The sequence below is a fragment of the Streptomyces sp. C genome (genome assembly GCF_000158895.1).
In the GTDB taxonomy this organism is placed as follows: domain Bacteria; phylum Actinomycetota; class Actinomycetes; order Streptomycetales; family Streptomycetaceae; genus Streptomyces; species Streptomyces racemochromogenes.
In genome coordinates this window covers 2,685,990-2,710,564 of sequence record NZ_GG657750.1, presented here as the reverse complement: position 1 = coordinate 2,710,564, position 24,575 = coordinate 2,685,990, and the positions used below count along the sequence as shown (strand labels likewise).

The 24,575-nt window shown below is 71.0% G+C and carries 18 protein-coding genes; 8 read left to right on the top strand and 10 right to left on the bottom strand.

The features are described from left to right. Window positions 1-257 precede the first annotated feature (257 nt). A complete protein-coding gene (pepN, locus tag SSNG_RS11985; RefSeq protein WP_007264087.1) occupies window positions 258-2,828 on the bottom strand; it encodes an aminopeptidase N in 2,571 nt (856 codons plus the stop codon). Window positions 2,829-2,980: 152 nt separating this feature from the next. Here pepN (SSNG_RS11985) and SSNG_RS11980 point away from each other — a divergent pair, with 152 nt between their 5' ends. Then, complete coding sequence (locus SSNG_RS11980) at window positions 2,981-3,508, top strand: DUF1203 domain-containing protein (RefSeq protein ID WP_007264086.1); 528 nt, start codon at window positions 2,981-2,983, stop codon at window positions 3,506-3,508. A gap of 55 nt (window positions 3,509-3,563) precedes the next feature. Here SSNG_RS11980 and SSNG_RS11975 read toward each other — a convergent pair whose 3' ends face one another. Further along, complete coding sequence (locus SSNG_RS11975; RefSeq protein ID WP_007264085.1) at window positions 3,564-4,592, bottom strand: aspartate-semialdehyde dehydrogenase; 1,029 nt, start codon at window positions 4,590-4,592, stop codon at window positions 3,564-3,566. Between the two features lie 263 nt (window positions 4,593-4,855). Between SSNG_RS11975 and SSNG_RS11970 the strand changes: the two genes are divergently transcribed. Further along, window positions 4,856-6,337: a M28 family metallopeptidase gene (locus SSNG_RS11970; protein ID WP_007264084.1), complete on the top strand. Its 1,482-nt coding sequence runs from the start codon at window positions 4,856-4,858 to the stop codon at window positions 6,335-6,337. A gap of 88 nt (window positions 6,338-6,425) precedes the next feature. Here SSNG_RS11970 and SSNG_RS11965 read toward each other — a convergent pair whose 3' ends face one another. Both SSNG_RS11965 and SSNG_RS11960 read right to left on the bottom strand, forming a co-directional pair. Further along, the gene (locus tag SSNG_RS11965; RefSeq protein WP_007264083.1) at window positions 6,426-9,764 is read right to left on the bottom strand and encodes a S8 family serine peptidase; all 3,339 of its coding nucleotides are present in this window, start codon (window positions 9,762-9,764) and stop codon (window positions 6,426-6,428) included. 274 nt (window positions 9,765-10,038) lie between these two features. Continuing rightward, on the bottom strand, window positions 10,039-10,605 hold the full coding sequence (locus SSNG_RS11960) for a CGNR zinc finger domain-containing protein (protein ID WP_007264082.1): 567 nt from the start codon (window positions 10,603-10,605) through the stop codon (window positions 10,039-10,041). Between the two features lie 120 nt (window positions 10,606-10,725). Between SSNG_RS11960 and SSNG_RS11955 the strand changes: the two genes are divergently transcribed. Both SSNG_RS11955 and SSNG_RS11950 read left to right on the top strand, forming a co-directional pair. Beyond that, window positions 10,726-11,187, top strand: coding sequence for a VOC family protein (locus SSNG_RS11955; protein WP_007264081.1), 462 nt, complete (start codon window positions 10,726-10,728; stop codon window positions 11,185-11,187). A 23-nt stretch (window positions 11,188-11,210) separates the two neighbouring features. Next, window positions 11,211-12,110, top strand: a complete 900-nt coding sequence (locus SSNG_RS11950; protein WP_007264080.1) for a pyridoxamine 5'-phosphate oxidase family protein — start codon at window positions 11,211-11,213, stop codon at window positions 12,108-12,110. Here SSNG_RS11950 and SSNG_RS11945 read toward each other — a convergent pair. Both SSNG_RS11945 and pepN (SSNG_RS11940) read right to left on the bottom strand, forming a co-directional pair. After that, the gene (locus SSNG_RS11945) at window positions 12,086-13,048 is read right to left on the bottom strand and encodes a hypothetical protein (RefSeq protein WP_007264079.1); all 963 of its coding nucleotides are present in this window, start codon (window positions 13,046-13,048) and stop codon (window positions 12,086-12,088) included. The two genes, SSNG_RS11950 and SSNG_RS11945, sit on opposite strands and share 25 nt — an antisense overlap. A 230-nt stretch (window positions 13,049-13,278) precedes the next feature. Beyond that, complete coding sequence (pepN, locus tag SSNG_RS11940; RefSeq protein WP_042800895.1) at window positions 13,279-15,834, bottom strand: aminopeptidase N; 2,556 nt, start codon at window positions 15,832-15,834, stop codon at window positions 13,279-13,281. A gap of 125 nt (window positions 15,835-15,959) precedes the next feature. On the opposite strand from pepN (SSNG_RS11940), the gene SSNG_RS11935 reads away from it, so the two are divergent. Further along, window positions 15,960-16,607 (top strand): DsbA family protein, encoded by a 648-nt coding sequence (locus tag SSNG_RS11935; RefSeq protein WP_007264077.1) that lies wholly within the window; start codon window positions 15,960-15,962, stop codon window positions 16,605-16,607. Between the two features lie 122 nt (window positions 16,608-16,729). Here SSNG_RS11935 and SSNG_RS11930 read toward each other — a convergent pair whose 3' ends face one another. From SSNG_RS11930 to SSNG_RS11920, 3 genes are all read right to left on the bottom strand, one after another. Beyond that, complete coding sequence (locus SSNG_RS11930; protein ID WP_007264076.1) at window positions 16,730-17,386, bottom strand: superoxide dismutase; 657 nt, start codon at window positions 17,384-17,386, stop codon at window positions 16,730-16,732. Between the two features lie 167 nt (window positions 17,387-17,553). Continuing rightward, entirely contained in the window at window positions 17,554-18,963 is a 1,410-nt protein-coding gene (locus SSNG_RS11925) for an amino acid permease (protein ID WP_007264075.1), read from the bottom strand. 144 nt (window positions 18,964-19,107) lie between these two features. Further along, window positions 19,108-20,496 (bottom strand): amino acid permease, encoded by a 1,389-nt coding sequence (locus SSNG_RS11920; protein WP_050779606.1) that lies wholly within the window; start codon window positions 20,494-20,496, stop codon window positions 19,108-19,110. Window positions 20,497-20,777: 281 nt separating this feature from the next. Here SSNG_RS11920 and SSNG_RS11915 point away from each other — a divergent pair, with 281 nt between their 5' ends. After that, window positions 20,778-21,362, top strand: a complete 585-nt coding sequence (locus tag SSNG_RS11915; RefSeq protein ID WP_042800894.1) for a biotin transporter BioY — start codon at window positions 20,778-20,780, stop codon at window positions 21,360-21,362. A gap of 71 nt (window positions 21,363-21,433) precedes the next feature. Here the strand turns inward: SSNG_RS11915 and SSNG_RS11910 are convergent, their stop codons facing one another. Continuing rightward, entirely contained in the window at window positions 21,434-22,909 is a 1,476-nt protein-coding gene (locus SSNG_RS11910; RefSeq protein WP_007264072.1) for an amino acid permease, read from the bottom strand. A gap of 219 nt (window positions 22,910-23,128) precedes the next feature. Here SSNG_RS11910 and SSNG_RS11905 point away from each other — a divergent pair, with 219 nt between their 5' ends. Both SSNG_RS11905 and SSNG_RS11900 read left to right on the top strand, forming a co-directional pair. Continuing rightward, on the top strand, window positions 23,129-23,617 hold the full coding sequence (locus tag SSNG_RS11905; protein ID WP_007264071.1) for a ribose-5-phosphate isomerase: 489 nt from the start codon (window positions 23,129-23,131) through the stop codon (window positions 23,615-23,617). A gap of 63 nt (window positions 23,618-23,680) precedes the next feature. Continuing rightward, window positions 23,681-24,487 carry a DNA-formamidopyrimidine glycosylase family protein gene (locus SSNG_RS11900; protein ID WP_007264070.1) on the top strand — a complete coding sequence of 269 codons (807 nt, stop codon included), beginning with the start codon at window positions 23,681-23,683 and terminating at the stop codon, window positions 24,485-24,487. The last annotated feature ends 88 nt before the right edge of the window (window positions 24,488-24,575 follow it).

Here is a 24,575-nt window from a genome sequence, read left to right as displayed (position 1 = left end):
ATATATATATAGATACACACCGATATATATATATATACATATATAGATATATATATATATATATATATATACATACATATATATACATACAGATCCGGAAGGACGATGGGACTGCCGGGAAACCCCCGCCCCTCCCTGAGACCGGTCCGGGGGACACCGCCCCCGGACTCCGGCCCGCAGACGAGGGGGCGGGTGGGCACACACCGCCCCGCCCCCGCCCCCGCCCCCACCAGGGGCAGGGGCCGGGGCCCAGACCGTCAGGCTGCCGACGCGTCCGCTGCCTGGGCCTTCAGGGCGCGCTCGACGCCCGCGCGGGACTCCGAGACCAGGCGGCGCAGGGCGGCGTTCGGCTCGGCCGAGGCCAGCCACGCGTCCGTCGCGTCCAGGGTCGCCTGCGACACCTGGAGGGACGGGTACAGGCCCACCGCGATCTGCTGCGCGATCTCGTGGCTGCGGCTCTCCCAGATGTCCTTGACCACCGCGAAGTACTTCTGCGCGTACGGCGCGAGCAGTTCGCGCTGGTCGGTCTGGACGAAGCCGCCGATCACGGCCTCCTGCACGGCGTTCGGCAGGTCGGACGACTCCACCACCGAGGCCCAGGCCTCCGCCTTGGCCTCGGCCGTCGGGCGCGCGGCCCGCGCCGTCGCCGCGTGGCGCTCGCCGGCCGCCGTCGCGTCCCGCTCCAGCTCCGCCGCGATGGCCGCCTCGTCGGCGCGACCCGTGGCCGCCAGGCGCTCCAGGAACGCCCACCGCAGCTCCGTGTCCACGACCAGGCCCTCGACCTCGGCCGAGCCGTCGAGCAGCGCCGCCAGGTAGGTCAGCTGCGCCTCGGTACGGGCCGTCGCCGCGAAGGCGCGCGCCCACGCCAGCTGGTGGTCGCTGCCCGGCTCGGCGCCGCGCAGGTGCTCCAGCGTGGCCTCGGTCCAGACGGCCAGGCCCTGGTCCCGCCACGCCGGGTCGGCGTACAGGTCGACGGCCAGCTTCACCTGGCGGTGCAGGGACTGCACCACGCCGATGTCGGACTCCTTGCCGATGCCCGACAGCACCAGCGACAGGTAGTCGCGCGTGGGCAGCTCGCCGTCACGCGTCATGTCCCACGCCGACGCCCAGCACAGCGCCCGCGGCAGCGATTCGGTGAAGTCGCCGAGGTGCGCCGTGACGTTCGCCAGCGAGACCTCGTCCAGCCGCACCTTCGCGTACGACAGGTCGTCGTCGTTGAGCAGCACGACCGCCGGACGGGCGCGCCCCGCCAGCTCCGGCACGGCCGTCAGCTCGCCGTCGATGTCCAGCTCGATCCGGTCCTTGCGGACCAGCTTGCCGCCCTCCAGGTCGTACAGGCCGACCGCGATGCGGTGCGGCCGCAGCACCGGCTCGCCCTTGGCGCCCGCCGGCAGCGCCGGGGCCTCCTGCCGGACGGCGAACGCGGTGACGACCCCGTCCGCGTCCGTCTCGATCTCGGGGCGCAGCACGTTGATGCCGGCCGTCTCCAGCCATGCCTTCGACCAGGCGGTGAGGTCGCGGCCGGAGGTCTCCTCCAGGGCGCCCAGCAGGTCCGACAGGCGCGTGTTGCCGAAGGCGTGCGCCTTGAAGTAGGCCTGCACGCCCTTGAAGAAGGCGTCCATGCCCACGTACGCGACGAGCTGCTTGAGCACCGAGGCGCCCTTGGCGTACGTGATGCCGTCGAAGTTGACCAGGACGTCGTCCAGGTCGCGGATGTCGGCCATGATCGGGTGCGTGGACGGCAGCTGGTCCTGCCGGTACGCCCAGGTCTTCATGGAGTTCGCGAACGTGGTCCAGGCGTGCGGCCACTTCGAGCCCTCGGCGTAGGCCTGGCAGGCGATCGAGGTGTAGGTGGCGAACGACTCGTTCAGCCACAGGTCGTTCCACCACTCCATGGTGACGAGGTCGCCGAACCACATGTGGGCGAGCTCGTGGAGGATGGTCTCGGCGCGCACCTCGTACGCCGCGTCCGTCACCTTCGAGCGGAAGACGTACTGGTCGCGGATGGTGACCGCGCCGGCGTTCTCCATCGCGCCCGCGTTGAACTCCGGCACGAAGAGCTGGTCGTACTTCGCGAAGGGGTAGTCGTAGGCGAACTTCTCCTGGAACCAGTCGAAGCCCTGCCGCGTGACGTCGAAGATCGCGTCGGCGTCGAGGAACTCGGCGAGCGAGGGGCGGCAGTAGATGCCGAGCGGCACGGACTGCCCGTCCGGGCCCTCGTACGAGCTGTGCACCGCGTGGTACGGGCCGACGATCAGGGCGGTGATGTACGAGGAGATGCGCGGGGTGGGCTCGAAGGCCCACACCCGGTCCTTGGGCTCGGGCGTCGGGGAGTTCGAGATGACCGTCCAGCCCTCGGGGGCCGTCACGGTGAACTGGAACGTCGCCTTCAGGTCGGGCTGCTCGAAGCTGGCGAAGACGCGCCGCGCGTCCGGCACCTCGAACTGGGTGTACAGGTACGCCTGCTGGTCGACCGGGTCGACGAAGCGGTGCAGGCCCTCGCCGGTGTTGGTGTAGGCGCAGTCCGCGACGACACGGAGCTCGTTGGCCCCGGCGGCGAGGTGGTCCAGGGCGATCCGCGAGTCGCGGAAGACGGCGGCCACGTCCAGCGACTTGCCGTTCAGGACGACCTCGTGGACGGCCGGCGCGACCAGGTCGATGAAGGTCCCGGCGCCTGCCTCGGCCGACTGGAAGCGCACGGTGGTCACGGACGGGTAGGTGCCGCCCTCCTGCGCGCCGCTGAGATCGAGTTCGATCTCGTACGAGTCGACGGTGAGCAGCTTCGCCCGCTGCTGAGCCTCTTCACGGGTGAGATTCGTGCCAGGCACGCGTTCATCTCCTTTGATGGTGACGTTGCCCCGCCATCCTTCCACGCGGGCCGGGCCGCCGGGCGGGACTAATCCAGAGGCGAACACCTACCGCCGAACGCGAGGTCCGATTTCCGCCAGACCCGGCCGGGCCGCCCGCGCACCCTGGACCCATGACCACGACGACGCACACGGCCCTCCCCATCCCGCCCGCCACCCTGACCGCCCTGCGGGCGCGGGACGACGCCGGGCGTCCCTGCGTGCCGTACGAGGACCCCGAGGGCGGCGCGCCGCTGCGCTGCTGCCTGCGCCGCAGTCGGCCCGGGGAGCTGATCGCCCTCGTCTCCTACGCCCCGCTGCGCCGCTGGGCGGCGGCCACGGGAGCCGACCCGGGCGCGTACGACGAGCAGGGCCCGGTCTTCGTACACGGCGCCGCATGCCCCGGACCGGCCGCCGGGTCCGGCCACCCCTTCGCGAACGCGGGGGCCCTGCGCACGGTCCGCCGCTACGACGCGGGCGGCCGCATCCTCGGAGGCCGCGTCCTCACCCTGCCCGAGGCGGGCGACGAAGCCGGCGACGAAGCCGGCCACCAGGCCGTCGACCAGGCCCTGGCGGAGGCCTTCGCCGACCCGCTCACCGCCCTCGTCCACGTCCGCGCGGCCGAGTTCGGCTGCTTCCTCTTCGAGGTCCGCCGGCCCTGACACGCCGGAGGGGCGGCGCCGTACCGGCACCGCCCCTCCCGTCGAACCGGTGGCGTCAGCCGCGCAGCTCCTCCGCGACCAGCTCCGCGATCTGGACGGCGTTCAGCGCGGCGCCCTTGCGGAGGTTGTCGTTGGAGAGGAACAGGGCGAGGCCGTTGTCGACGGTCTCGTCCACGCGGATGCGGCCCACGTACGAGGCGTCCTTGCCGGCGGCCTGGAGGGGGGTCGGGATCTCGGACAGCTCGACGCCGGGGGCGTCCTTCAGCAGCTCGTAGGCGCGCTCGACGCTGATCGGGCGCTCGAAGCGGGCGTTGACCTGGAGCGAGTGGCCGGAGAAGACGGGGACGCGCACGCAGGTGCCGGAGACCTTGAGCTCCGGGATCTCAAGGATCTTGCGGGACTCGTTGCGGAGCTTCTGCTCCTCGTCGGTCTCGAAGGAGCCGTCGTCGACGATGGCGCCGGCCAGCGGCAGCACGTTGAAGGCGATGGAGCGCTTGTAGACGCCCGGCTCGGGGAACTCGACGGCCTCGCCGTCGTGGACCAGCTTGGTCGCGTCGGCGGCCACGGCCTTGACCTGGCCGTCGAGCTCGGCGACGCCGGCCAGGCCGGAGCCGGAGACGGCCTGGTAGGTGGTGGCGATCAGGGCGGTGAGCCCCGCCTCCTCGTGCAGCGGGCGCAGCACGGGCATGGCGGCCATGGTGGTGCAGTTCGGGTTCGCGATGATGCCCTTGGGGCGGTTCTTGATCGCGTGCGGGTTGACCTCGGAGACCACGAGGGGGACCTCGGGGTCCTTGCGCCACGCGGAGGAGTTGTCGATCACGACGGCGCCCTGGGCGGCGACCTTCTCGGCGAGGGCCTTGGAGGTGGCGCCGCCCGCGGAGAAGAGCACGATGTCCAGGCCGGAGTAGTCGGCCGTGGAGGCGTCCTCGATGGTGATCTCCTGGCCCTGCCAGTCGATGGTGGAGCCGGCGGAACGGGCCGAGGCGAACAGCCGCAGCTCGTCCACCGGGAACTTCCGCTCGGCGAGGATGCCGCGCATGACTCCGCCGACCTGTCCGGTGGCTCCGACGATTCCGACCCTCACGGTGACTCCTTCAAATACGTGGACGCGGGCGCGCGTGAAGCCATCATGCGTTCGACCCCACGAGGCTTGTCCAATCCATTGTCCGAGGTGCGGACAGTGTCGGGTTCGTGAACCGGGGTGACGAGTACGTGACGGCCCTGTTTCACCGCCGCCGAAAGTCCGTTTTGCCTGTTCAGGGGCGGTTAGCTTCCGTTCAGCCGTGATCGTTATCCGGACGCGGCGCACCAGAAGCCGATACACCCGCACCCCGGGGGGACAGCACCATGTCGAACATCCACCGCCGCCGCCGGTCCATACCGGCCCTCGCCGCCCTCGCGGCGGCCGCCGTCGCCGCTCCCGTCCTGCTGGCGGCCACCCCGGCCAGCGCCCACCCGCGCGAGGGCAGGCTGGCCCAGGAGCTGGTGGAGGAGGTCACCGCGCGCGGGGCCTACCGCCACCTGGCGAAGTTCCAGCAGATCGCGGACGCCAACGGCGGCAACCGGGCGGCGGGCACCCCCGGCCACGCCGCCTCGGCCGCGTACGTCCACGACACCCTGAAGAAGGCCGGGTACGACGTCTCGTACCAGGACTTCGACATCTACGAGGCGCACACGAAGACGGAGAGGACCACCGTCCTCGGCGACCAGCCGCGCGAGCTGGCCACCGCGGCCTTCACCTTCACCAAGTCCACCCCGGCCGGCGGCCTGGCCGCCCCGCTCGCCCTCGCCCGGGTCGACGAGACCCCGGGCTGCACCGCCGACGACTACGCCTCCGGCACTTTCACCGGGAAGATCGCGCTGGTCAAGCGGGGCGCGTGCACCTTCGTGGAGAAGCAGCGGGCCGCTGCGGCGGCGGGCGCGGTCGGCGTGATCGTCTACAACCACAGCGGCACCACCCCGGTCCGCGGCGGGTTCTCCTCCCCTGCCGAGGGGGTCATCCCGAGCGCGGGCATCACCCTGGCCGACGGCGAGGCGCTGGCCGCGGCCGCGGCGAAGGGCGAGGTGAAGGTGCGCCTGGACCTGGACCAGGAGCACGTGAAGAAGACCACCCGCAACGTGATCGCCGAGACGCGCGGCGGCCGCGCGGACCGCGTGGTGACGGTCGGCTCGCACCTGGACTCGGTCCCCGAGGGCCCCGGCATCAACGACAACGGCTCCGGCTCGGCCGGCCTCCTGGAGGTGGCCCTCAAGCTCGCCGACGAGGGCGCCAACAAGAAGAACAAGGGGCCCGCCAACAAGGTGCGCTTCGCCTGGTGGTCGGCGGAGGAGCTGGGCTTGCTGGGCTCCGAGCACTACGTGGCGCAGCTGTCCGAGAAGCAGAAGAAGGACATCGCGCTCTACCTGAACTTCGACATGATCGCCTCCCCGAACCCGGCCCAGTTCGTCTACGACGGCGACGACTCGGACAAGACCGGCGCGGGCGCCGGCCCGGCGGGCTCGGCGCAGATCGAGGCGCTGATCAACGGCTTCCTGGACAAGAAGGGCAAGCCGCACGAGGGCAGTGACTTCGACGGCCGCTCCGACTACGGCCCGTTCATCGAGAACGGCATCCCGGCGGGCGGCACCTTCACCGGTGCCGAGGGCATCAAGACCGCCGAGCAGGCCAAGCGCTACGGCGGCACGGCCGGGGCGGCGTACGACCCGAACTACCACGGGGCGGGCGACAACCTGAAGAACATCGACCTCAAGGCGTTCGACACCAACCTGGACGTCATCGCCCACGCGGTCGGCACGTACGCGGAGTCCCTGCGCACGCTGGGCAAGTAGCCGGCGCGACGGGGGAACACAGGAGGGGCGGTGCTCGGTCGAGCACCGCCCCTCCGTCATGCGTTCACGCGTTCAGCGGGTCACGCCGTTACGGGATGACCTTGTCGATCTGCACGCTGCCGGTGCCGGCGGCGGTGCCGCGGGCGTTGAGCAGCTGGACCTGGCCGAAGAACTGACGGCCCTCGGGGGCCGCGCCCGTCACCAGGACGTTCGCCGAGACCTGCGCGGAGGCGCCGGTGGCGAGGTTGACCGCGGCGGCCTCGTCGACCTGGACGGAGCCCAGGGCGGCGGAGAAGAACACGTCGCGGTAGTCGTACGTGGTGGTGCCGGCCGGGACCGCGTAGCCGATCACCTTGATGGTGTAGGTGCCGGCGGCGGGCTTGACCAGGCTGACGGACTCGTCGGAGTCGCCGTCGGCGGAGGAGCCGACCTTGACGCCGTCCTTGTAGACCTCCAGGTCGAGGTCGGCGGCGGTGTCCGAGGGCTTGTTGATCGCCACGTCGAGGCGGGCGGCGCCCTCACCGACGGTGACCTCGGTGGTCTTGGTCTCGCCGGCGGCGATGGTCGGCTTGTCGACCTTCGCGGAGCCGAGCGGGCCGCCCCGCAGCTTGCCGCCGGAGATGGCGGCGGCGTCGTTCTTCACGGTCCACTGGACCGGCGCCGGGGTGCCCTGCTTGACCTCGGGCAGGACCTTGACGGCCGGGTCGAAGCCCGCGCCGAGGACGGAGACGTCCAGCTTGAACGGGTTGTCGAGCAGCGGCGACGTGCGGCGCGACTCGACCTCGATCTCCCAGACGCCCGGCTGCGGGTTCTCGTACGAGCGCAGGTCGGGGCGGCACTGGTTGGCCGGGTTGTCGTAGTTCGGGTAGCACTGGGTGGTCGCGCTGTCCTCGACGCCCGTGCCGTACGGGTGGATCGAGATGAAGCGCGTCTGGCTGCCCGCCGCGAGCCCGCCGAGGGCGACCTCGAGGGTCTTGGCGCCCTGCGGGACGGTCACGAAGTACGACTTGTGGCTGTTGCGCTGCACGGTGGACTTGTCCGACAGCGTGAAGGACGGCTTCGCCAGCGGGGTGGAGGCGACGACCGTGGCCAGGATCTGCTTGTCGACGCCCTCGGTGGTGGGGTCGTCGAGCTGCAGGATGCCGCTGTGGACGCCGGCCGACTTGACGTTGGCCTCGACCTTGATGGTGACGGGCTTGTTCAGCGGCAGGGTGACGTAGTCGTAGCCGCCACCGCCGACGACCTTGAAGGTGCCGTCGTTGTTGCGCCAGCCGATGTTGTGCCGGGTGCCGTACTTGACGCCGGTGGTGCGGGTGACGACGACGTCGTAGACCTTCTTCTGGCCGACCTTCAGGCCGCCCTCGCGGTCGTAGAGGCCGGTGCCGAAGCCCGGGCTCTTCAGGAACTGGTCGAGCGCGGTGTCGACGGGGGCCTTGACCGTGAACTCGTTGGCCTTGGCGCCGCGCTGGATGGACTCCCACGCCTTGGGGATGTCGATGAGACCGGCGCCCTGTGCGTGGGCCGGAACGTCGTCGATCTTCTTGGCGGTGCTGGTCAGCGCCACGCGCAGGTTGGCCGGGGGCAGGGCGATCTTCGCCTGCTTGGCGGCCGAGATCAGCAGGGCGCTGGCGCCCGCGGCCTGCGGCGAGGACATCGAGGTGCCCTGGAGCATGCCGTAGCCGGCCGGGAGGTTGTAGCCGGACTCCTTCACGGGCGCGCCGGGCAGCCAGGTCTGGATGGTGTTGATGGCCGCGCCGGGGGCGGTGATGGTCGGCGTGAACCCGCCGTCCTCACGCGGACCGCGCGAGGAGAAGGGGAACATGTTGTACTTCTTGGTCACGCCGGAGCCGTAGTTGGCGGCCCAGGTCTCCTTGGAGACCGCGGCACCCACGGAGATGACCTTGTCGGCGAGGCCGGGGTCGCCGATGGTGTTGACGCCCGGACCCTCGTTGCCCGCCGAGATGACGAGCTGGACACCGTAGGTGTCGATGAGGTTCTTGTAGAGCTCGGAGCGGGCGTTGTTGCCGTCGTTGAGCGCCGGCAGGCCGCCGATCGACATGTTGACGATGTCGACGCCGCGGTTGACGACGAGGTCGATCATGCCCTCGGTCAGCGCGACGTTGGTGCAGCCGCCGGACCAGGAGCAGGCGCGGGAGGAGACGAGCTTCGCGCCCGGCGCCTGGCCGTTCATCTGGCCGCCGAACAGGCCGTTGGCGGAGGTGATGCCCGCGACGTGCGTGCCGTGCTCGGACTCGATGATGCCGATGTTGACGAAGTCGGCCTTCTTGCCGACCCAGTCGCCGCCGAGCGGGTCCATCGGGACGTCCTTGCGGATCTCGATGGTGAACGGGATCCGCTCCGCCACCTCGGTCGCCGGGTCGTCCTTGCCGAAGTAACCGATCTGGAAGCCGTCCTTGTACGGCTTCATCGGCTCGTTGTTGGTGAAGTCGGCGTCCTGGTCGGTGTCGACGCGGACGGTGCCGGCGGCCGGGTCGTAGAGCATGCCGAACCGGTCGGTGGTGTCCCCGTCCCGGTTGACGTCGCCCTTCATGTCGCCGTTGGCGGTGATCGACTCGCTGAAGCGGCTCCACTGGAAGCTGCCCTCGGGGGCCTTCCAGCTCTGGCCGCCGGCGGTGAAGGCGCCGCCCGCGGCGGTGACCGGGGTGATCTGGGCGCGCCAGGTCCCGTCGTTGTCCGTGATCGGGTCGGTCGCGGTCACCCAGTCGACGATCTTGCGCTCGCCGGTGGTGGTCTTCTGCAGCGCGGGGTGGCTGACGTCGACGCCCGAGTCCATGATGCCGATGGTCACGCCGCGGCCGTCGGCCTGCGGGTTCTTCTTGACGAAGTCCACCGAGCCGGTCTCGAACGAGGGGTTGTACGGGTTCTTGGCCGGGGTGTTCTTGTCCGGCGCCGGGTAGGACTCGGCGGCGGTCTTCTTGGCCGAACCGTCCTTGCTCGCCTCGGGGCGCGGGTCCGGCAGCCGGATCTCGTGCCGCAGGTCCATGCCGTGCACGGACTCCAGCTTGGCGGCCGCCTTGAGCGCGGCATCCGCCTTGTCGGTCGGCAGGGTGGCGCGTACGTAGCCGAGCTTGTCGTACGTCTGGCCGATCGAGGCGCCCTGGACGGCGTCCAGCTGGTCGGCGACCTGCTTGGTCTGGCCGGGGGCGGTCGCGACCATGACGGTGACGGTCGCGTCACCCTTGGCCTTGGCCTCCTGGAGCAGTTCGGCGTCGGCCGAACCGAGCTTCTGGTCCGCGGACTTGACCGGAGAGGTCACCCACGGGTCGTCGCCGGAGCCCGCCGCGAAGGCGGGGACGGCGCCGGTGGCGCAGAGGGCGGCCACCAGGCCCGCGGCCGCCGCGACGCGGGCCGCGCGCCTGGTGCCGGGTATGGCCCCGGTGGTGGAGCTGGGGGAGTCGAGGGTCATCAGCATCCCTGGCTAAGTGAAAGATACGGTCCGGAATTCGGTGCCGGATGACCGGTCAGCTTTGCCTAAGTGACTGCTGTTTGGGGAGTGTTGTCATTGACCGAGACCTGACATGGCGGGTTCCCGTCAGTGCGGAGTGTCCGCCAGAGAGGACATGCCGGGGCAAGCCGGGGCGAGTTGCAGTGCCCGGTGAGTTGATTTATCGACTTTCCGACTGTCTTACGGGGAAGGATCGGCCTTCCGTCTCACGAGCGGTGTGACAGATTCCGACCGTTCAGCGCTCGCGCGTGCGCGCGTAGTGCCGCGAGGCCTTGGCGCGGTTGCCGCAGACGGCCATGGAGCACCAGCGCCGCGTGCCGTTGCGCGAGGTGTCGTGGAAGTGCAGGACGCAGGTCTCCGAGGCGCACTTGCGGATCCGGTCGGGCGCGGTGGCCAGCAGGCCGAGGTAGTCGCGGGCCGCCGTCCAGGCCGGGCCCCAGGAGGGGTCGGCGAACTCGGCGCGCTCGCCGGGGCCTTCGGCGGTGAGGGTGGCCCGGATCCGGCCGTGCTCCAGCACGGAGTCCACCAGGGAGCGCGCGCCCTCGTCGGCCGGGTCCGCGACCGCGCGGGCGATGGCCTCGCGCGCGGTCAGCAGGTGGACCAGGGTCGACTTGTCGGCGCGGAAGCGGCCGGCCAGGCCGACGCCCTCCAGCCAGAGGGCCAGTCCCTCCAGCCGGCTCAGCCCGGAGGCCCCCGCGAAGAGGTCGGCGATCTCGCCGTCCAGCATCCAGCGCGTGTTCAGCAGGTCCAGGGAGACGGGCTCTCCCGTCAGCGGACGTGGGTCCGTGGTCGCCGCCGTCATGTCCGCCTCCTCGCGCCGCTAACCCCTTAAGGGTACGTGACCGGTTGACGGGCTTCGTCCTAACCCTTAATCTCGACTTAGAAGGTTAGAAACTCTCGGACCTCGGGGAAGGGAACCCTCATGTCGACCGCCACCACCGGCACGCTCCGCACCGGCCACATCGGCCTCAACGTCACCGATCTGGACCGCTCGCTCGCCTTCTACCGCGACGCCCTCGGCTTCGCGCTGCTGGGCGAGGGCAAGGAGGAGGGCCGCAGGTTCGCGTTCCTGGGCCGGGACGGCGAGCTCGTCCTGACCCTCTGGCAGCAGGCGGAGGGCCCCTACCGGCCGCAGGCGGCCGGACTGCACCACCTCGCGTTCTCGGCGGGCGCGATCGAGGAGGTCCGGGCGTACGAGGAGCGGCTGCGCGGCCTCGGCGTCGAGTTCGCCTACGAGGGCGTCGTCGCCCACCGCGAGGGCGCGGCCTCCGGCGGGATCTTCTTCCACGACCCGGACGGCACCCGTCTGGAGATCTCCGTGCCCACCGGCGCGCAGGGCGCTCCCGTCCCCACGGCGGCTGCTCCGACCTGCGGCTTCTTCTAGGAACTCAAGGACTGGGGGACATCATGGGCCGGTACCACCAGGGCTCGCTGGCCGTGCAGGAACGGGTCGGCGTACGCGAGCTCGCCGAGCACGTCGGCCGCTCCATCGGCGCGGACATCCGCGACGTCGCGGCGGCCTTCCTCGCCCAGCAGCCCCACCTCGTCGTCGGCGCCGCCGAGGGAGCGGGCCGGCTGTGGGCCTCGCTGCTCACCGGCGCGCCCGGTTTCGTACGGGCCACCGGGCCGGACCGCATACGGGTCTCGGGGGGCCTTCCGGAGGGCGACCCGCTGGCCGGGGCGCTGGCCACCGCCGGCACGCGGGTCGGCACGATCTCCCTCGACCCGCGCACCCGGCGCCGGATGCGGCTGAACGGGACGACCCTGGCCGTGGCGCCCGGCGGTTTCGCGGTGGCGGCCGAGCAGGTGTTCTCCAACTGCCCCAAGTACCTGCAGAAGCGGGAGCCGCTGGAGCTGGTGGCCGACGGGCCCGGTGTGGTGCGGCGCGGGGACGCGCTCACCCCCGGCCAGGAGCGGGCCGTCCGCGCCGCCGACACCTTCTTCGTCGCCACCACCGCCGAGGCGGACGGGGCCGACGCGAGCCACCGGGGCGGGATGCCCGGCTTCGTGGAGGTGCTCTCGCCGACGGAGCTGCTCTGGCCGGACTACGCGGGCAACGCGATGTTCCTGACCCTGGGCAACCTGGCCGCCGACGAGCGGGCCGGGCTGCTCTTCCCCGACTGGGAGGGCGGTGGGCTGCTCCAGCTGAGCGGGCGGGCCCGGACCGAGTACGGCCCCGGCGGGAGCCGGGCGGTGCGCTTCCGGGTGGAGGCGGTGGTGGAGAGCCTGCATCCGGGGCGGCTGCGCTGGAGCACCCCGGAGTACTCCCCGGCCAACCCGCCTCACCGGGGCAGTACGACCAGGTAGGCGGCGGGCTCGCGGTCGCCGGACGCCGTCAGGGCGGTCCGGACGACCGCCGCCTGCTGCTCGGGCCAGTCGCGCAGCTTGCGGGGCGTCAGGTACAGGACGGTCACCCCGAGGCGCTCCAGGGTCTCCCGCTTGCGGACCGCCTCCGACCAGTCCTCGTCCTCGCCCTGGCGGGGAGCCCGGGTGTCGATCTCGATGGCGACGGCCTGCTCGGGCCAGTACGCGTCGACCCCGCCCAGGTGCGGGCCGCCGGGCAGCCGCAGGTCGACGTTCCAGACGGGCTCGGGGAGCTCGTAGCCGCGTACGAGCTGGTACAGCCGGTCCTCCGCGATGGCCCTGCCCTCGGCGAGGAGGGACTCGACGGCGTCGACGACGTGCGGCCGGTTCAGCAGCCGGGCCACCGTCAGCTCCCGCACGACGGCGGCCGGTTCGCAGTGCCCGCCGCGCACGGCCTCGCTGAGGATGCGGCGCACCGTGCCGGCGTCGGAGACCTGTCCGACGGCGTCGGCGACGGCCCGCGCCACCGGGGCCACCGGCAGGCCGGTCACCTCCACGGGGCGGGGCGGGGTGTGGGCGCGGACGATGCGGACGTCGCCGGTGGAGCGCAGGCGGCGGGTGTTCGGCACCAGCACGTCGATGTGGGAGAGGGCGAGCAGGGCGGGGGTGGCGGAGAACCGGTAGAGCGCGAGGGCGGCCAGCCCGGTGATCATGACCTCGCCGCTGCCGCGCCGGCCGGCGTACAGCAGGGCGGCGTGCAGCCGCTCCTCGCTGGTCGCGGGGCCGGAGTGGAGCAGGAACACCCCGGGCAGCACCTGCTGCCAGGGCCGCCCGGCGGCCTCGGAGGCGCTGACGCCGTGCTCGCGCAGCTGCGCGAGGGTCAGCACGCGGGGGCGGCTGGCGGTGAGGTGGGCGAGGGGGAGGGGTGCGTTCTGGTTCATGACGCGGTGATTCCCTCAGGCCATGGCCTTGCTAACCCCTGTTACACGCCCGTCGACAAATCCGGACAAGCCGGGGCTAAAGTACGGGCGTTCGAGTGCCGAAAGGGGCCTCGCCCTCCGATCACCCTATGAACTCACAGGTACCGCCGAATGCGCTACGGGGCGAGCGTTTCCCCCGTAGCCGGCGCCGGCAGGGTGCGGGGGTCAGCCCGCACCCTGCCGTACGGGGGTCAGCCCGCGGCCGCGTCGCAGGCCTGGCCGCGCAGCGCGCGGGCCAGGTCGTCGCGGGACTCCAGCACCAGCCGGCGCAGCGCGGGGGCCGCGTCCGGACGGGCGGCGAGCCAGGCGTCGGTGGCGTCGACCGTGGCCTGCGCGTCCTGGAGCATCGGGTAGAGCCCCTTCACCACGTCGATGCCGATCTGGATCGAGCGCTGCGCCCAGACCCGCTCGATCACCTCGAAGTAGCGCCCGGTGTAGCCGGCCAGCAGCTCGCGCTGCGAGCCCTGCTGCATCCCGGAGATGGTGGCCTCCACCAGCGCGTTCGACAGCGCGTCCGACTCCACCACCGCCGCCCACGCCTGGTCCTTGACCGCCGCCGACGGACGGGCGGCCAGGCACCGCACCTGGTGCCGCTTGCCCGAAGCCGTGTCGTCCCGGGTCAGCTCGGCCTCCACCGCCGCCTCGTCCAGGGCGCCGTGCGCCACCAGCGGAAGCAGGAAGTCCCAGCGCAGCTCCTGGTCGACCTCCAGCCCGTCGATCCGCGCGGTGCCGTCCAGCAGGCCCAGCAGCAGCTGGAAGTCACCCTCCGTCGCCGCGCTCGCCGCGAAGAACCGGGCCCAGGTCAGCTGGTGCTCGGACCCCGGCTCGGCCAGCCGCAGCTCGTGCAGCGCGCCCGCCGCCAGGTCCCGGCCGATCTGCTCGCGCCGCTGCGCCGGCGTGTAGTGGGTCACCGCGCTCAGCGCCTGCGCGTGCAGCTGCTGGAGCACGCCGACGTCGGTCTCCCGGCCCGCGTGCGCCAGGACCAGCGAGACGAAGTCCCGCGCGGGCATGAGCGCGTCCCGCGTCAGGTTCCACAGCGCCGACCAGCACAGCGCCCGGGCGAGCGGGTCCGTCAGGTCGCCCAGGTGCCCGCGCAGCGTGGCCAGCGAGGCCTCGTCGAAGCGGATCTTGCAGTACGTGAGGTCCTCGTCGTTGACCAGGACCAGGTCCGGCCGCTCCAGCCCGGCCAGCTCGGCGAGCACCGTCCGGGCGCCTGCCACGTCCGCCTCGGCCCGCGCGTAGCGAGCCAGCGACCCGTCGGCCTCCAGCCGGTACAGGCCCACCGCGATCCGGTGCGGGCGCTGCTGCTCGCCCTCCTGGACCACCGCCAGCTCCGTCAGCCGCCCGGCCGCGTCGGAGGTCACCGCCGGCGTCAGCGCGTTCACGCCGGCCGTCTGGAGCCAGGCCCGCGACCACTGCGCCATGTCCCGCCCGGAGACCTCCCCGAGCACCGACAGCAGGTCGTCCAGGGTGGTGTTCCCGTACGCGTGCGCCTTGAAGTAGCGCCGCGCGCCGTCCAGGAACGCCTCCCGGCCCACGTACGCGACGAGCTGCTTGAGCACCGCGGCGCCCTTGGCGTACGTGATGCCGTCGAAGTTCAGCTTCGCGTCCTCCAGGTCACGGATGTCGGCCGTGATCGGGTGCGTGGACGGGAGCTGGTCGGCGCGGTACGCCCACGCCTTGCGGCTGTTGGCGAAGGTGACCCAGGCCTGGTCGAAGCGGGTGGCCTCGACGAGTCCGAAGGAGCCCATGAAGTCCGCGAAGGACTCCTTCAACCACAGGTCGTCCCACCACTTCATGGTGACCAGGTCGCCGAACCACATGTGCGCCATCTCGTGCAGGATGACGTTCGCGCGCCGCTCGTAGGAGGCCTGCGTCACCTTCCCGCGGAAGATGTACTCCTCGCGGAAGGTGACCATCCCCGGGTTCTCCATGGCGCCCAGGTTGTACTCGGGCACGAAGGCCTGGTCGTACTTCCCGAAGGGGTACGGGTAGTCGAAGATCTCGTGGAAGAGGTCGAAGCCCTGCTTGGTGACGAGGAACACGTCATCGGCGTCGAAGTGCTTCGCCAGCCCCTTGCGGCACATCGCGCCCAGCGGGATGGTCAGGTCCCCGCGCGTGTAGGTGTCCGTGACGTAGTGGTACGGACCCGCCACCACACAGGTGATGTACGTGGAGATGGGCGCGGTCTCGGCGAAGCGCCGGGTCTGCCCCTCGCGGGACTCCTCCACGCCGTTGCTCCACACCTGCCAGCCCTCGGGCGCGGTCACCTCGAAGCGGTAGGGCGCCTTCAGGTCGGGCTGCTCGAAGTTGGCGTACACGCGGCGGGCGTCCGCCGGCTCGTACTGGGTGTAGAGGTAGACCTCGCCGTCCTCCGGGTCCACGAAGCGGTGCATGCCCTCGCCGGTCCGGCTGTAGGCGCAGTTCGCGTCGACGACCAGCACGTTCTCGGAGTCCAGGCCCTCCAGCGCGATCCGCGCGCCGTCGAAGACCGCGGCCGGGTCCAGCGCGCGCCCGTTCAGGGTGACGGAGTTCACGGAGGGGGCGAGCAGGTCGGCGAAGGAGGACGCGCCGGGGACGGCGGCCCGGAAGCGCACGGTGGTCACCGAGCGGAAGGTGCGGGGGCCCTCGGCCGGTTCGGCCTCGTCCACCGCGGACCTCAGGTCGAGGACCACCTCGTACCCGTCGACGGACAGCAGTTCGGCCCGCTCACGGGCCTCGTCGCGGGACAGGTTCTCTCCGGGCACGTTGCACTCCTTCGTGCGTGATCGCGGTCTTCGCTGAAATCCTCCCACGGGGAATGCGGGCGATCCCGGCCTGGTTGGCGGATAGGAACATGACCCGTGACGCCTTATGTGACTTGAGGAGAGCCATGACCGACACCCAGGTGCGCGAGAAGACGCCGGTCGACTTCTGGTTCGACCCGCTCTGCCCCTGGGCCTGGATGACGTCCCGCTGGATGCTGGAGGTCGAGAAGGTCCGCGACGTGGAAGTCCGCTGGCACGTGATGAGCCTCGCCGTGCTCAACGAGAACAAGCTCGACGAGCTGCCGGAGCGCTACCGCGAGCTGCTCGGCCCCAAGGGCTGGGCCCCGGTGCGCGTGGTCGTCGCCGCCCAGCAGAAGTTCGGCGACGAGGTCACCGGCAAGCTGTACACCGCCCTCGGCACCAAGATCCACAATGAGGACCGCGGCGCGACCCGCGAGGTCATCGCCGACGCCCTGGCCGAGGTCGGCCTGCCGGCCGAGCTGCTCGCCTACGCCGACTCCGACGAGTACGACCAGGTCCTGCGCGACTCCCACAACGACGGCATCGAGCGCGTCGGCCAGGAGGTCGGCACCCCGGTGATCTCCGTGCCCGGCGCCGACGGCGACGAGGTGGCCTTCTTCGGCCCGGTGGTCACGCCCACCCCGCGCGGCGAGGCCGCCGCCCGCCTGTGGGACGGCACCCTGCTGGTCGCCTCGACCCCCGGCTTCTACGAGATCAAGCGCACCCGTACCCAGGGTCCGTCCTTCGAGTAGTCCGGCCCCGTGGACACAGAAGACCCCGTGAGTCACGTCCTCACGGGGGTCTTCCGTTCAGCACGCCCGCACGCGAAGGTTGAGAAGACGATCACGAGGCGGGCGGGTCCTGCGGGGTGCGATCAGCCCTTGACGGGGATCAGCAGCGGGGTGTTCGCCTTGGCGTCGGCGTAGCGCTTGGCCACGTCCTGCCAGTTGACGACGTTCCACATGGCCTCGATGAAGTCGACCTTCTGGTTCTTGTACTGGAGGTAGAAGGCGTGCTCCCAGGCGTCGAAGACCAGGATCGGCGTGCTGGCGACGCCCACGTTGCCCTGGTGGTCGTAGACCTGCTCGACGACGAGCCGGCCGCTGACGGGCTCGTACGCGAGGACGCCCCAGCCGGAGCCCTGCGTCGCGGAGGACGCGAAGGTCAGCTGCTTCTTGAACTTGGCGAACGAGCCGAAGGACTCGGTGATCGCGTCCGCCAGGTCGCCGACGCCGTCGGCCGCGGTCGGCTCGCCGCCGCCCTCGCCGGTCTTCGGGCTGGCCATGTTGTTCCAGTAGATGCTGTGCAGGATGTGGCCGGAGAGGTGGAACGCGAGGTTCTTCTCCAGGCCGTTGAGGGCGCCCCAGTTCTCCTTGTCGCGCGCCTCCTCCAGCTGCTCCAGCGTGGTGTTGGCGCCCGTGACGTAGGCCGCGTGGTGCTTGTCGTGGTGCAGCTCGATGATCTGCGGGTTGATCACCGGCTCCAGGGCCGCGTAGTCGTACGGAAGCTCAGGAAGTGTGTAGATGGCCATGCGTGTATCCGGTCCCCTCGGCGTGCCAACTGCTTATTGCAATCAATGCGCAACTGCACGCTAGCAGCATCTATTCCGGCTCACACGTAAGGGTCACCTCTGTACGAAGAGAGGCGGACCCCGCGTCGCACACGGGATCCGCCTCTTGAGGAAGGGCTGTCGGGCCGTCAGCCGCGCGCCGCCCGGCGCTGCATCGCGTACCCGGTCGCCGCCAGGGCCGCCGTCAGCCCGCCGGTGAAGACCACCTGCGTCCGGGTGTCCTCGCCCAGGGCCATCAGCACCAGTACGCCGGCGACGCCCGCCAGTGCCACCCAGGTCAGGTACGGGAAGCCCCACATTTTCACGACCAGCTTCTCGGGGGCCTCCCGCTCCAGGCGTCGGCGCAGCACGAACTGGGAGACGGCGATGAAGCCCCAGACGACGAGGATGACCCCGCCGACCATGTTCAGCAGCCAGGCGAACAGGGTGTCCGGGTACCAGTAGGACAGCAGGACGGTGACGAACCCGAAGCCCGCGGAGGCCAGCACCGCGCGGCGCGGCACCCCGCCCGAGACCTTGCCCAGCGCCTTCGGGCCCTGGCCCCGGGCGACCAGGGAGTAGGCCATGCGCGAGGAGCCGTAGATGTTGGCGTTCATCGCGGACAGCAGGGCGATCAGGATCACCACGTTCATGATCTGGCCGGCGGCCGGGATGCCCAGGCGGTCCAGGGTGGCCGCGTACGGGCCGTGCTCGGTGACGGCCGGGTCGTTCCAGGGCAGCAGGGTGACGATCACCAGCATCGAGCCGACGTAGACGATCGCGATCCGCCACATGGTCGTCCTCACGGCCTTGGCCACGCCCCTGACCGGGTCCTCGGACTCGGCGGCCGCGATGGTCACCGTCTCCAGGCCGCCGTACGCGACGACCGAGGCGAGCAGGCCGACGAGCAGGCCGTCGACACCGTTGGGCAGGAAGCCGCCGTCGTGCAGCAGGTTGCCGGCGCCGGGGGAGGAGGTGCCGGGCAGCAGGCCGAGGACGGCGAGCACGCCCAGGCCCAGGAAGAGCGCGATGGCGCCGATCTTGAGGGCGGCGAACCAGAACTCGAACTCGCCGAAGCGCGCGACCGCGCCCAGGTTGGCGACGGTGAAGACCACCATCAGCACCAGCACCCACATCCACGACGGGGTACCGGGGAACCAGCCCGCCAGGATGTGCGCCGCGCCGATCGCCTCGATGGCGACGCCCACCACCAGCAGGGTCCAGAACATCCAGCCCGCCGTGAAGCCGGCCCAGGGCCCGATGGCCCGGTCGGCGTGCACCGAGAAGGAACCGGAGGCCGGGTTGGCGGCCGACATCTCGCCGAGCATCCGCATCACGAACATCACGAGCAGCCCGGACACGGCGTACGCCAGCACGATCGAGGGGCCGGCGGCCGCGATGCCGGCGCCGGAGCCGACGAAGAGGCCGGCGCCGATGACCCCGCCGAGGGCGATCATCGAGAGGTGGCGCTGCTTGAGGCCGTTGCCGAGCGGGGAGGCGGCCTTCGCGGGCGCGGGGGCCTGCTGCTCGGGAGGTGCGGTGGTGGTGCTCTGACTCATGGGGCCAGTCTGCCGATCGTCCGTTTATCGGACGTCGTACGTCCATTATCCGGACGCCGCTCTCACCGGACGTGACCGCCCGCCCCGGAAAGCGGAACGGGCCCGGGACCGAAGTCCCGGGCCCGCGCCACGATTGCCGGACGGTCAGGACCGCCGGTCCCGGACCTCCCGGTACCACGCCACCAGCAGCACGGCGGCCGCCGCACCCGAGGACCACAGCAGCTGCGGCCGCGCCGAATCGTCGAACAGCATCAGCACCAGCACCGCCGCCATCCCCGCCAGCGCCGCCCACGTCAGGTACGGGAACGCCCACATCGGCAGCGTCAGCCGCTCCGGCATGTCCCGCTCCAGCCGCGGCCGCAGCCGCAGCTGCGACACCGCGATCAGCGCCCACACGAACAGCAGCACCGCGCCGACCGCGTTGAGCATGTAGAGGAATACCGTGTCCGGCCACAGCAGGTTCAGCACCACCGACACGAAGCCGAACGCCACCGAGGCGAGCACCGCCCGCGTCGGCACCCCGCTGCCCGACACCTTCAGCAGCGACTTCGGCGCCTCGCCCCGCTCGGCCAGCGAGAACACCATGCGCGAGGAGCCGTACAGGTTGGCGTTCAGCGCCGACAGCAGCGCCACGAACACCACGATGTTCATGATCTGACCGGCCGCCGGGATCCCGATGGAGTCCAGGACGGCCACGTACGGGCTCTCGCCCGGCTCCAGCGAGTCCCACGGCAGCAGGCTCACGATGACCAGCATCGAGCCGACGTAGAAGAAGAGGATGCGCCACACCGCGCTGCGCACCGCGCGCGACACGGACTTGGCCGGGTCGTCCGACTCGGCGGCCGCGATGGTGACGACCTCCAGGCCGCCGAAGGCGAAGACCACCGCGAGCATGCCGGCGATGACCCCGCCGATCCCGGCCGGGAAGAAGCCGCCCTGCCCGGTCAGGTTGGCCATCCCCACCGGCTCGGTGTCGGGGAGCAGGCCGAAGACCGCCAGGGTGCCCAGGATCAGGAACAGCACGATCGCGCCGACCTTGAGGGCGGCGAACCAGAACTCGAACTCGCCGAAGTTCCGGACGGCGGCCAGGTTGCTGAGGGTGAAGACCACCATGAAGATCAGCACCCACAGCCACTGGTCGACCGCGGGCACCCAGCCGTGGGCGATGTTCGCGGCGCCGGTCGCCTCCACGGCGAGCACCACCACCAGCAGGAACCAGTACAGCCAGCCGGCCGAGAAGCCGGCCCAGCGCCCGAGGGCCTTCTCCGCGTACACGGAGAAGGATCCGGAGGCGGGCATCGCGGCGGACATCTCGCCGAGCATCCGCATCACCAGCATGGCGAGCACGCCGGCCAGCAGGTACGAGCAGATGATCGCGGGGCCGGCGATCCCGATGCCGGCGCCGGAGCCGACGAACAGGCCGGCGCCGATCACGCCGCCGAGGCCCAGCATGGTCAGGTGCCGCTGCTTGAGGCTGTGGCTCAGGGGTTCCGGGGGCAGCTCGCTCCCGGTGACGGACAGATCTTCGCGCATGAGCAGATTCGTACTCTCGGTAGACAAGCGACGCAGGGTATCCGGGGGGATTGGCGGGAACCTACAGTCTCGCTGGAGCGGACCCCCGGGAGCAAAAAGGATGTGTCGTCGAACGTGGCCCGTGATCGGGATCACTTCAACTCAGGTGTAAGGCAGCACCTTTGTGCAGTCTCCACCAAACCGGACAGTATGGCTTTGTCCCGGTCGGCGGTGGGGGCGGCCGTGCGGCGACGGCTAACGTCGCGGTGTCCCGACCGATCACCCACCTCCCGGAGCCTTCGATGAGCACCGCTTCCGTCTCCTTCCGGCCCGGCGCCGTCCTCGCCGACCTGCTGCCCGCGAGCCGCGTCAGGGACGCCGTCCTCGTCGTCGGCGGAGCCGCGCTCACCGGCCTGGCCGCGCAGCTCTCCGTACCCGTCCCCGGCTCGCCCGTCCCGGTCACCGGCCAGACCTTCGCCGCCCTGCTCGTCGGCACGGCCTTCGGCGCCCGCCGGGGCTTCCTGTCGCTGGCGCTGTACACCCTGGCGGGCATGGCCGGCGCGCCGTGGTTCGCGGACGGCACCTCCGGCGCGGCCGGGGCCTCCTTCGGCTACGTGCTCGGCATGCTGCTGGCCGCCACCCTCGTCGGCGCCCTCGCGCGGCGCGGCGCCGACCGCTCGGTGCTGCGTACCGCGGGCACGATGGTGCTGGGCTCGGCCGTGATCTACGCGGTGGGCGTGCCCTACCTGATGGCCGCCACCGGCATGTCGCTCGGCGCGGCCGTCGCGGCGGGCCTGACCCCGTTCCTGATCGGCGACGCCCTCAAGGCGGCGCTGGCCATGGGCGCGCTCCCGGCCGCCTGGAAGCTGGCCGGCCGACGCGGCTGACGCCCCCGTTCGTACAGCAGCCCCGGACCGCGAGCGGGCGGTCCGGGGCTGCTGTCGTATGCGGGGGCCGGTCAGGAGGCGTCGACCGAGCCGTCGACCGCGGCACCGGCCGCGACCTCGACCGCGACCTCGCCCTTGCGGCGCGCGTTGCGCACCACGCCGATCCCGATCACGAGGGCGGCGACGAGCAGGGAGTACAGCACCGTCTCCCGGTTGCCGTCGTCGTAGAGCATGTAGCCCAGGACGAAGGTGATCATCGCGGCGGTGGCCCAGGTCAGGTACGGGAAGAGCCACATCTTCACCGTCAGCTTCTCCGGCGCCTCGGCGACGAGGATCTTGCGCATGCGCAGCTGGGTCAGGCAGATGACCAGCCAGACGAAGAGCGCGATCGCACCGGAGGAGTTCAGCAGGAAGCTGAAGACGGTGTCCGGGTTGGTGTAGTTGAAGATCACGGCGACGAAGCCGAAGACCGTGGAGCCCAGGATGGCCGCCATCGGCACGCCCCGCTTGTTGACCTTCGCGAAGGACTTGGGCGCGTCACCGCGCTCGCCCAGCGAGAACGCCATGCGGGAGGCGGTGTAGAGGCCCGAGTTCAGGCAGGACAGCACGGCGGTCAGGACGATCACGTTCATGATCTGGCCGGCGGCCGGGATGCCGATGGAGTCGAGGGCCGCGACGTAGGAGCCCTTGTCGACGATCGACTTGTCGTTCCACGGCAGCAGGGTCAGGACGACGAAGATCGAGCCCAGGTAGAAGACGCCGATGCGCCAGATGACCGAGTTGGTGGCCTTGGTGACGGCGCGGCGCGGGTCCTCGGACTCGCCGGCGGCCAGGGTGACGATCTCGCTGCCCATGAAGGAGAAGACGACCATCAGCACACCGGTGAGGACCGAGCCCCAGCCGTTGGGCATGAACCCGCCGGTGTCGGTGAGGTGCGCGAAGCCGGCACCCGGGTTGTCGGAGCCGGGCAGGACGCCGAAGACGGCGAGCATGCCGACGACCACGAAGGCGCCGATGGCGACGACCTTGATGCCCGCGAACCAGAACTCGAACTCGCCGTAGGAGGCGACCGAGCCGAGGTTGGTGGCGGTCAGGACGGCCATCACGATCAGGGACCAGGCCCACTGCGGGACGGCCGGGATCCAGCTTTCGAGGATGACGGCGCCGGCGGTGGCCTCGACGGCCAGGACGACGACCCAGAAGAACCAGTACAGCCAGCCGATCGAGAAGCCGGCCCAGCGGCCCAGCGCGCGGTCGGCGTAGGCGGAGAAGGAGCCGGAGTTCGGGCTCGCGGCGGCCATCTCGCCCAGCATCCGCATCACGAAGACGACCATCGCGCCGACGAGGGCGTACGAGATCAGGATGGCGGGGCCGGCCTTGGCGATGCCGCCGCCGGAGCCGACGAAGAGGCCGGCGCCGATGACACCGCCGATGGCGATCATGGAAAGGTGGCGGTTCTTGAGACCGGCCTTGAGACCGTCGGAGGGCTGGGTGGAACCGGGTTCGCCGGGGCCGCCTGCCTTCTGAAGGGTCGTCGTCGTGCTCATGGACGAATCCTTAGGTTCTCGGGTGGAGAGTTCCGGCATTCAAACCCGATTTCCGGCCAGTACGGAAGACCTTCTTCCGATAGTTACCTAAGGCCCCCAGTGCGGGACCAAGGTCCCGACCCCTCCCGTCTGCGTTCTTTGGGTTTACTTGAGGTTTAGAAGTGATTTATGCGACACCCCTCCGCGGTCGTCGGAGGCCGCGCATGCCACACTCGACCCATGCGCGTGTATCTCGGATCCGACCATGCAGGCTTTGAGCTCAAGAACCACCTCGTGGACTGGCTCAAGAACAACGGCCACGAGCCCGTCGACTGCGGGCCCCACATCTACGACGCCGTCGACGACTACCCGCCGTTCTGCCTCCGCGCCGCGGAGAAGACCGCCGCGGACGCCGACAGCCTCGGCATCGTGATCGGCGGCTCCGGCAACGGCGAGCAGATCGCCGCCAACAAGGTCAAGGGCGTCCGCGCCATCCTCGCCTGGAGCGTGGAGACCGCGAAGCTCGGCCGCGAGCACAACAACGCCAACGTCATCTCCGTCGGCGGCCGCATGCACAGCCAGGAGGACGCCACCAGCTTCATCGAGGCCTTCCTGGCGACCCCGTACTCCGACGAGGAGCGCCACACGCGCCGCATCGACATGCTCTCCGCGTACGAGACCACCGGCGAGCTGCCCCCGATCCCGGCCCACCACCCGCAGGACCAGTAGGACACCCGTGCCGCCGGACGCCCCCGTCCGGCGGCACGCCCGTTCGCATCGAGGAGCGCCGCCGTGCCCGAGGGGCATACGATCCACCGCCTCGCCCAGGACCACACCGAGCGCTTCGCCGCCCGCCCGGTACGGGTGAGCAGCCCCCAGGGCCGCTTCGCCGAGAGCGCGGCCCTGCTCGACGGGCGCGAACTGGAGAGCGCCGAGGCGCACGGCAAACACCTCTTCCTGGAGCTGGGCGACGCCTGGATCCACATCCACCTCGGCCTCTTCGGCAAGCTCGGCTTCGGCCCCGCCCCGGCCCCGCCGGCCACCGACACCGTCCGGCTGCGCCTGCTGAACGAGGACCACTACGCCGACCTGCGCGGCCCCACCGCCTGCGCGCTGATCGGCGAGGGTGAGAAGAAGGCGATACACGACCGCCTCGGCCCCGACCCGCTGCGCCCCGCCGACGACCCCGGCCGAGCCTGGACCCGGATCTCCCGCAGCCGGACCACGGTCGCCGCCCTGCTGATGGACCAGAAGGTCGTCGCGGGCGTCGGCAACGTCTACCGCGCCGAAGTCCTCTTCCGGCACGGCATCGACCCCTACCGGCTCGGCCGCGACCTCACCCGCGCCGAATGGGACGCGATGTGGGCCGACCTGGCGGCGCTGATGCGGGAGGGCATGCGCAGGAACCGGATCGACACCGTCCGCGACGAGCACCTCCCCGAGGCGATGGGGCGCCCGCCGAGGGTGGACGACCACGGCGGCGAGGTGTACGTCTACCGGAGGGCGAACATGCCCTGCCACATCTGCGGGGGCGAGATCCGCACCGCCGACCTCGCCGCCCGCAACCTCTTCTGGTGCCCCACCTGCCAACAGCGCTAGCCGCGCGTGGTCGCGGCGCGGACGGGTGCCGCTGCGCGGGGCGGAGGTCCCCTACCCGCCCTTCCACCGTTCCCAGGGGCGCTGCCCC

What these genes read in the sequence shown, in the direction of transcription:
- SSNG_RS11980 (WP_007264086.1), top strand. Translation starts at nt 2,981, where the DNA reads ATGACCACGACGACGCACACGGCCCTCCCCATCCCGCCCGCCACCCTG.
- SSNG_RS11970 (WP_007264084.1), top strand. Translation starts at nt 4,856, where the DNA reads ATGTCGAACATCCACCGCCGCCGCCGGTCCATACCGGCCCTCGCCGCC.
- SSNG_RS11965 (WP_007264083.1), bottom strand. Translation starts at nt 9,764, where the DNA reads ATGACCCTCGACTCCCCCAGCTCCACCACCGGGGCCATACCCGGCACC.
- SSNG_RS11960 (WP_007264082.1), bottom strand. Translation starts at nt 10,605, where the DNA reads ATGACGGCGGCGACCACGGACCCACGTCCGCTGACGGGAGAGCCCGTC.
- SSNG_RS11955 (WP_007264081.1), top strand. Translation starts at nt 10,726, where the DNA reads ATGTCGACCGCCACCACCGGCACGCTCCGCACCGGCCACATCGGCCTC.
- SSNG_RS11950 (WP_007264080.1), top strand. Translation starts at nt 11,211, where the DNA reads ATGGGCCGGTACCACCAGGGCTCGCTGGCCGTGCAGGAACGGGTCGGC.
- SSNG_RS11945 (WP_007264079.1), bottom strand. Translation starts at nt 13,048, where the DNA reads ATGAACCAGAACGCACCCCTCCCCCTCGCCCACCTCACCGCCAGCCGC.
- SSNG_RS11935 (WP_007264077.1), top strand. Translation starts at nt 15,960, where the DNA reads ATGACCGACACCCAGGTGCGCGAGAAGACGCCGGTCGACTTCTGGTTC.
- SSNG_RS11930 (WP_007264076.1), bottom strand. Translation starts at nt 17,386, where the DNA reads ATGGCCATCTACACACTTCCTGAGCTTCCGTACGACTACGCGGCCCTG.
- SSNG_RS11925 (WP_007264075.1), bottom strand. Translation starts at nt 18,963, where the DNA reads ATGAGTCAGAGCACCACCACCGCACCTCCCGAGCAGCAGGCCCCCGCG.
- SSNG_RS11920 (WP_050779606.1), bottom strand. Translation starts at nt 20,496, where the DNA reads ATGCGCGAAGATCTGTCCGTCACCGGGAGCGAGCTGCCCCCGGAACCC.
- SSNG_RS11915 (WP_042800894.1), top strand. Translation starts at nt 20,778, where the DNA reads ATGAGCACCGCTTCCGTCTCCTTCCGGCCCGGCGCCGTCCTCGCCGAC.
- SSNG_RS11910 (WP_007264072.1), bottom strand. Translation starts at nt 22,909, where the DNA reads ATGAGCACGACGACGACCCTTCAGAAGGCAGGCGGCCCCGGCGAACCC.
- SSNG_RS11905 (WP_007264071.1), top strand. Translation starts at nt 23,129, where the DNA reads ATGCGCGTGTATCTCGGATCCGACCATGCAGGCTTTGAGCTCAAGAAC.